General features: G+C 40.6%; 6 protein-coding genes. All 6 read left to right on the forward strand.

Annotated elements, in window-relative coordinates; all coding sequences use genetic code 11:
- Positions 1-208: 208 nt before the first annotated feature.
- A complete protein-coding gene (lon, locus tag NFS18_RS18535) occupies positions 209-2,527 on the forward strand; it encodes an endopeptidase La (RefSeq protein WP_251392948.1) in 2,319 nt (772 codons plus the stop codon).
- 56 nt (positions 2,528-2,583) lie between these two features.
- Complete coding sequence (gene yihA / locus NFS18_RS18540; RefSeq protein WP_251392957.1) at positions 2,584-3,168, forward strand: ribosome biogenesis GTP-binding protein YihA/YsxC; 585 nt, start codon at positions 2,584-2,586, stop codon at positions 3,166-3,168.
- A 22-nt stretch (positions 3,169-3,190) separates the two neighbouring features.
- Positions 3,191-4,321 (forward strand): sporulation integral membrane protein YtvI, encoded by a 1,131-nt coding sequence (gene ytvI, locus NFS18_RS18545; protein WP_251392960.1) that lies wholly within the window; start codon positions 3,191-3,193, stop codon positions 4,319-4,321.
- A gap of 227 nt (positions 4,322-4,548) precedes the next feature.
- Entirely contained in the window at positions 4,549-4,914 is a 366-nt protein-coding gene (locus NFS18_RS18550) for a response regulator (protein ID WP_251392962.1), read from the forward strand.
- Positions 4,911-7,799: a response regulator gene (locus tag NFS18_RS18555; RefSeq protein ID WP_251392964.1), complete on the forward strand. Its 2,889-nt coding sequence runs from the start codon at positions 4,911-4,913 to the stop codon at positions 7,797-7,799. The genes NFS18_RS18550 and NFS18_RS18555 overlap by 4 nt, the downstream gene beginning before the upstream one ends.
- A gap of 22 nt (positions 7,800-7,821) precedes the next feature.
- Positions 7,822-8,136: a hypothetical protein gene (locus tag NFS18_RS18560; RefSeq protein WP_251392966.1), complete on the forward strand. Its 315-nt coding sequence runs from the start codon at positions 7,822-7,824 to the stop codon at positions 8,134-8,136.
- The last annotated feature ends 68 nt before the right edge of the window (positions 8,137-8,204 follow it).

Raw genomic sequence — 8,204 nt, forward strand, 5'->3', positions numbered from 1 at the left:
CACAAATGCTTGTAAACTTCGCTGTATTAGGTCGTAAATGCGCAGTTTATGCGCATTTCGACTGTGAACAGTAACGTTTTGATAACAATTCAGCTTTAAAGTGTCAAGATATGCTCTGGTAATCTTTAGCATAAGAGAGTATAATTAAAATGCTGATGGTCAGAAATATTTTAGGACCGGGAAAAAGAACTAGTAAGAAAGGGAAAATATGGAAAATAGAACGAGAATACTTCCTATGGTAGCACTTCGGGGCATGGTGGTTATGCCAGAGATGGCAGTTCATTTTGATATTAGCCGTAGAAAGTCCATCGAAGCTATACAAGAGGCGATGAAAGAGGAACAGAAGATATTTTTATCGGCACAGAAGTCGATTGATATAGAGGAACCGGGGCAGGAAGATATATATGAAGTCGGAACGATTGCTACTATCCGTCAGATTGTAAAACTACCGAAGCAGATTATGCGTATTATGGTGATCGGAGAAGGCAGGGCTATATTGAAACGCATAGAATCAGAGGAAAGATATCTACGTGTGGAAGTTGAAGAAGCGGAGGAATCAGGATTTGTGATTCCGGAGAGGATAAATGCAGAGGCTATGCTGCGCGGTCTGAAAGATATGTTTGTGGATTATGCATCTAAGAATGGGAAAATCCAAAAGGATCAGGCGGCACAGATTCTGGAGATTCAAAGTTTGAAAAAATTGGTGGATGAGGTTGCTGCTGTAATGCCGCTTTATTATACAGAGCAGCAGGAGCTTTTAGGAGAGCTTAATTTCTGGAAACGGTATGAATTACTGACATTCAAATTAGTCAATGAAGTGCAAATAATTGATATCAAAAATGATATCCGTATGAAAGTGAAAGAACGAGTAGACAAACATCAACGGGAATATATTTTACGGGAAGAAATGAAGCTCATCAGGGAAGAATTGGGGGATGATGATACAGTCAGCGATGCAGAGGAATTTGACACGAAGGTCAAGGAACTAAATGCACCTTCTGAAGTGAAAGAAAAACTGAAAAAAGAGATCAAGAGATTTAAGAGTTCTATGAATTCTCCGTCAGAGAGCGGCGTCATCCGAACCTATATTGAGACACTTCTGGAAATGCCGTGGGAAAACAGTGTGGAAGACAACCATGACCTGGCATATGCAGAGCAGATTTTGGAAGAGGATCATTATGGTTTAGAAGAAGTGAAAGAACGGGTGTTGGAATTTCTCGCAGTACGTTCTCTCACAAAAAAAGGAGACAGTCCGATTCTCTGTCTCGTAGGACCTCCGGGAACTGGCAAAACATCAATTGCAAGATCTCTGGCAAAGGCGCTGAAGAAGCCTTATGTACGTATTTCACTCGGAGGGATCCGGGATGAAGCTGAGATACGGGGACACAGGAAGACCTATGTTGGAGCTATGCCAGGACGAATTGCTAATGCAGTACGCCGGGCAGGAGTGAAAAATCCTTTAATTTTACTGGATGAGATTGATAAAGTCAGTCAAGACTATAAAGGCGATACATTTTCTGCGTTGTTGGAAGTGCTGGACGCTGAGCAGAACTGCACGTTCCGTGATCATTATCTGGAAGTGCCGCTGGATCTTTCAGAAGTATTGTTTATAACAACAGCAAATACGGTGCAGACCATTCCGAGACCTTTGCTAGATCGTATGGAAGTGATTGAAATCAGCAGCTACACAGAAAATGAAAAAATGCATATCGCCATGGAACATCTGATTCCGAAACAGCTTGAAAAGAACGGATTGACTTCGGAAATGCTGAGTTTTAGCAAAGCATCAGTCTGGAAGATGACACGTAATTATACAAAAGAGGCAGGAGTGCGCCAGTTGGAGCGAAAAATTGGCAATGTCTGCCGAAAGACGGCAAAAGAGATTCTCACAACTGAGAAGAAAAAAGTGTCCATTACAGAAAAAAATCTGGAAAAATATTTGGGAAGAGAGAAATTTTCTTACGAGATGGCAAATGAGGACGATGAAATAGGGATTGTCCGTGGTCTTGCATGGACGAGCGTAGGTGGTGATACGCTGCAGATTGAAGTCAACGTTATGCCGGGAAGCGGTGAATTGACGCTGACCGGACAGATGGGAGATGTAATGAAAGAATCTGCGCAGACCGGAATCAGCTATATCCGTTCTGTTGGAAAGCAATATGGGATTGATAAGGATTTCTTTGAAAAACATGATATTCATGTACATATTCCGGAAGGCGCAGTGCCGAAGGACGGTCCGTCTGCAGGCATTACTATGGCGACGGCAATTTTGTCTGTAATCATAAAATGTAAGGTGCGTGCAAATCTGGCAATGACTGGTGAAGTGACGCTTCGGGGAAGAGTCCTTCCAATCGGCGGAGTGAAAGAAAAACTGCTGGCGGCAAAAAATGCAGGGATTCAGACAGTACTTATTCCGGTAAAGAACCAGGCAGATGTGGATGATCTTTCGTCAGAAATTACAAAAGGATTGGAAATCATACCGGTGGAGAGCATGGAAGAAGTATTGAAACATGCATTTGTGAAGTGATGATGAGGGGATATTTTGAAAATTTAAATAAAGCAATGTAATATGGGAGAGAATATATGATAATTAAAAATGTAAATCTGGAGACTGTCTGTGGAATTACAAGCAAATTGCCGGAAAATGAACTTCCGGAAATTGCGTTTGCCGGAAAGTCTAACGTGGGAAAGTCTTCATTGATCAATGCCCTGATGAACCGTAAATCTTATGCCAGAATTTCTGCTACGCCAGGGAAAACACAGACAATTAATTTCTATAATATTAATGAAGAGATGTATCTGGTGGATCTGCCGGGATATGGATATGCAAAGGTATCTGAAAAAGAAAAGGCACAGTGGGGCAGACTGATTGAGAGATATCTGCATGGTTCGGTACAGCTAAAGGCAGTATTTCTCTTAATTGATATCCGCCATGATCCTTCTGCAAATGACAAAATGATGTATGAATGGATTGTTGAGCAGGGATTCCATCCGATTATCATTGCGACTAAGCTGGACAAGCTGAAACGTAGTCAGGTACAGAAGCATGTTAAAATGGTAAAAGAAGGTTTGAATCTTGTTCCGGGAACCAAGGTAATCCCATTTTCTTCCGTAAGTAAACAGGGACGGGATGATATCTGGGAACTGGTAGAAACTGAACTATTGTAAAAATCAAATTGAGGTGTAATTTATGGAGAATATACGTCCATACTGGCAGGTGGCGGTGAGTCTGGTATGCAGTATATTGGCAACCGCAGCATTTATCTATTTAGGAGTAAGAGCGATTTTCTTTTTAATGCCGTTTGTTATCGGATGGATTATTTCTGCTATTGCGGCGCCACTTGTGAACTGGCTGGAGAAACAATTTAATATTGTAAAAAAACTAGGATCTGCATTGATTGTTATTCTGGTTATCGGGCTGATTGTGACAGGAATTTACTTTGCGGTATCCAGAATCATTATTGAGGTTGGAGATTTGGTGAAGAATATCCCGGATATGTATGAGCAGCTTGAGAGTGGTCTGCGTCAGATTGGAGGAACAATGTCAGGTTTGTTTCAAAGACTTCCGGAAGGAATTCAGAGTGGGTGGAATTCTTTTGTGGCAAATTTGGATGAATATGTGACAGAATTAGTTACAAAAATCAGTGATCCGGCAGTAACGGCAGCAGGAAATTTTGCTAAGCGGGTGCCATTCTATCTGGTTTCTGTGATTGTGGCAGTCTTATCGGCATATTTTTTTACATCTCAAAGAGAAGAGGTGCTGAATTGGATGAAACGTGTTGCTCCAGAATCTGTTGAAAAACGAATGACACTTGTTATGGATAATCTGCGGTATGCGGTTGGAGGTTATTTTAAGGCACAGTTCAAAATTATGGGAGTTGTTTTTTTGATTTTGCTGATTGGGCTGGCTGTTTTGGGAGTGCGGTATTATGTACTTGTGGCATTTTTAATTTCGTTTTTGGATTTTCTACCATTTTTTGGAACCGGAACTGCAATGATACCGTGGGGACTGTATAAGTTTTTGATGGGTGATTATAAAATGGCAATTATCCTGATTATATTGTATGCTGTGACCCAAATTGTCAGACAGCTGCTTCAGCCGAAGCTGGTGGCAGACAGTGTGGGCATGAACCCGCTTGTTACGCTGCTGCTTCTCTATGTAGGCTACCGTTTGGGAAGCGTAATCGGTATGATACTGGCAGTGCCTCTTGGAATGGTTCTTATTAATATGTTTCAGGCAGGAGCTTTTGATTATATTCTTGATGATGTAAGGATATTGGTTGATGGAGTTTTGAAATTGAGAGAACCTCCAAAAGGGTGAGGGAGCTGAATTTGTGAATTACAGTAGTCAAAGAAGAATAATGCTACTGTTCACACGGCACCTTGCACTGTGCTGCAAGGTGTCCAGCCAATGAAGTGATGACAGCAACAGAATAATTTTGGTTAGAAGCCTCTTTGTGGAGTTAGGCTTGATTTTATTGTTATATTGTTTTAAAATAATTTTGTGAGAATTGAGGAAATCTTAAGAACATAATCTGGGAGGTTGTAATGATGAAAAAAAGCATATTGGTAGTGGATGATGATGCAATGAATTTGAAAAGAGCACAGATGATACTGCAGCACTATTATAATATACTTCTTGCAGAATCAGGAAAGGAAGCTCTGGATAAGATTAAGAATGAAAAAATAGATCTGATCCTTCTGGATATTGCGATGCCGGTGATGGATGGATTGGAAACTTTTAAGGAGATTAAGAAATTAAAAGTGGAAATTCCGGTTATTTTCTTGACGGCTTCAGGATACGAGGATGATGTAAAGGCAGCCATCAGACTGGGTGCAGTGAATTATCTGAAAAAGCCATTTTTCCCTGGTGAATTGTTGAAGCGGGTTGCAATGGGGTTTGAGGAAAAATGAGAACAAAAGGACAGACTAGTATACATTTACTTCTGGCCAGTATCGTTACTCTCGTTGGTATCATGCTGATTATGCTGACATTAGCGATGGAGTGGGAGCCTTGGATGGTTCCGGTTATTTTAATTGGAAATACCCTTGTGTGGGTACTTCATATTACAAGAACTGGTTCAGGAATATTTTATGAAAATTTATGTGCCGGATTGTTAATGGTTGGATTTTTCTTTTTCGGGGTGCATGAAGCTATACTTTTTGACATACCTGCATTTGCCTGTATGTTAATTTTTGTTTTTTCAATGTTTGATAAAAAGCGGCTATTGTATATGATAGGGTTTTTGCATTTGCTTGTATTACTATACCATGTTTTCCTTTTGCATACGATTACAGGTGATATGAACCCACAGGATATGATACGCCTTGGAGTTGGCAATTCGATAGTAGTAGGGGCGATGGCTATTGCTATTTACCGGATCAAACACAGAATAATATCTAGGATGAAATATGACCAGACACTTATCCAATTAGAAAAATCTGGAAAACAGAATGCAGAGTTTTTGTCAAATGTTTCCCATGAACTCAGGACACCTATTAATATGGTGCTTGGAATTAGTGAGGTTATCCTGGAAAGGGATATTTCAACAGAGGTACGGACAGATATTGAATCAATTAAACTGGCGGGCAAGCGTTTATCCAGTCAGATTAATAATATGCTTGATTACACGGAAATCGTAGAGGGGACATTGATTCCGGCAAAAGAACCTTATATCATTACGTCAATATTCAATGATATTATTACTTTGACCTCCATGCAGGGCAGTAAGCATAAGCTTGAGATGGTATTTGATCTTGCACCCGGAGTACCGGCAGTTTTGCTGGGAGATGCAGAAAAAATTTCCCATGTGCTAAAAATTATCTTGGAGAACTCTATTAAGTTTACCGAAGAAGGCGGGATTTATGTCTATGTTGATTTTCGGCGGGAAAGTTACGGAGCTAATCTGATTATTGATATTTGTGATACGGGAATCGGTATGACGGATGATCAGATTACGCAGGTGTGTGATGATTTTTACCAAGCGGATTCTGGAAGCAGCCGCTTTGCCGGAGGTCTGGGACTGGGGATTCCCATTGCCCGGGGACTGCTTCAAGCCATGGGTGGATTTGTACATTTTGAGAGTAATGAACAGCAGGGATTACAGGTCCACATTACTATTCCTCAGGGAGTGGAGGATGATTCGCCGGTGATTGTACTGAATGATCCAAAGCAGTTTTGTATTGTTTGCTATTTTCATCCGGAGAAATACAGCTGTGACGAGGTAAGAAGTTATTATGACCATATGATTCTGCACATGGTAGAGGGACTCGGTATTGAAGGTTATCAGGTTCATAATTTTGAAGGGTTGTTAAAAATACAGAACAATCATAATCTGACCCATGTGTTTATCGCTCAGGCGGAATATCTGGAAAATCAGGTATATTATGAGGAATTGGCAAAAACTCTCAAGGTTATTGTTATTGCAGAAAGAGATTTTATGCTGAACAGGAACAGCAGGCTGATGATTATTCACAAACCGTTCTTTATTCTTTCTATTGTGAATTTACTCAATGGCGAGGCGAAAGAAAATGGATTCGGCGAGGCGCAGGCTGCAGGACGCAAGCCGTTTTTATGTGACAATGTCAGGGCTCTGGCAGTTGATGATGAGGAGATGAATCTGAGGGTAGCCAAGGGCGTTTTAGGTAGTTACGGGATTCAGGTGGATACTTGCCTTAACGGCATGGAGGCGGTAGAACGCTGTACATCTACAACTTATGATATCGTTTTTCTGGATCATATGATGCCGGGCTTTGATGGAATAGAAACATTAAAACAAATCCGTGAGATAAATAATGGAGTATATCAGGATATTCCTGTGGTGGCGCTGACTGCAAATACTATCAGCGGTGCAAGGGAAATGTTTAAGCATGAAGGTTTTACAGAATTTATTCCGAAACCGATTGAACGGACAGTTCTGGAACGTGTGCTGCGCAAGGTACTGCCGGGAGGTCAGATAGAGTATGATAAGATGCCTGTTCTGTCTGAAGATTTGCCAGAAAACATAAAAGGAAAGCTGCCAGAAGAATACTCTTTGGAAGAAGATACAGTCCAGAATTTTGAATCAAAGAAGAAAATGCCTATAAAAAATCGGGTGAAAAAGAACTCTTTGAGAAAAAAAGCACAGGAAAAATATAAAACTGAAGATATAAATGGAAACAAAGCAGAATCCGCAAAAGCTGAGCCGGGGAAAACCAGCCAGAATAAAGAGGACTCTGTAAAAGCTTTACTGGAGAAAGTTAGTCAGAATAAAGCAGAATCCATAAAAGCTGAGCAGGAGAAAGCCAGCCAGAATAAAGCAGAATCCGTAAAAGCTGTACCAGAGAGAGAAAGTCTGAATAAGGCAGATTCTGTAAAGCATGTGTCGAAAAAAGATACAGCAGTGCAGGAAGTCCCGGAAAAATACATAGCAGATAGGGCGGGAGATGCTAATTCTCATTATAAACTTTTGACCAGAATTGGCATTAATGTGTCACTTGGACTGGAATATTGCTGCGGAGAAGATGATTTTTATATGGAAATGCTGAGTATGTTTTGCTCTCAGGCAGCAGAGAAGAAAGCAGAAATTGTTTCACTATATGAGGCTGAGAACTGGGCAGATTATGCGGTTAAAGTTCATGCTTTAAAGAGTACGTCATTGACGATTGGTGCAGAACGGCTTGCAAAACGTGCAAAACTTCTGGAGCAGTCTGGAAAAAGGGAGGATACGGAATATATCAGGCATAATCACCACAAATTATTGGATCTGTACGACGAGGTCTGCGCGACCATTAAACAAATATTAGATGGTACACAATAAAAATGGGAGGAGATGAGGGGCATTGGAAAAATGGTATCAATTAATTTTTGACTCTAGAATAAATTTAAAAGAGCGTATGTTCCGTGTAGTTGCAGGAATCAGTATGATTGCGATGACTCTGACCATGATTATGGGAAGGAATATAAACAATCTGATTATCCTGACTATAAGTCTTATCATTATGGCTGTGACTATAAAGATAAGCATACAGAAGGAGTGTATTAATACTGGAGCAACGCTGATTGCGGTAATGCAGATTTTGCTTTTTCCGATAAGTTTTTTTACAGCAGGCGGGTTTTACAGCGGATTACCGCAGTGGTTTGTTATCCAATGTTAACAACCTAACTCAAGCAACTACAACATATAGTGTTTCTTTTAATTGGCACGGGATTCCCTGTGCCTTTC

The organism is Mediterraneibacter agrestimuris (assembly GCF_943193195.1).
Lineage (GTDB): Bacteria > Bacillota > Clostridia > Lachnospirales > Lachnospiraceae > Schaedlerella > Schaedlerella agrestimuris.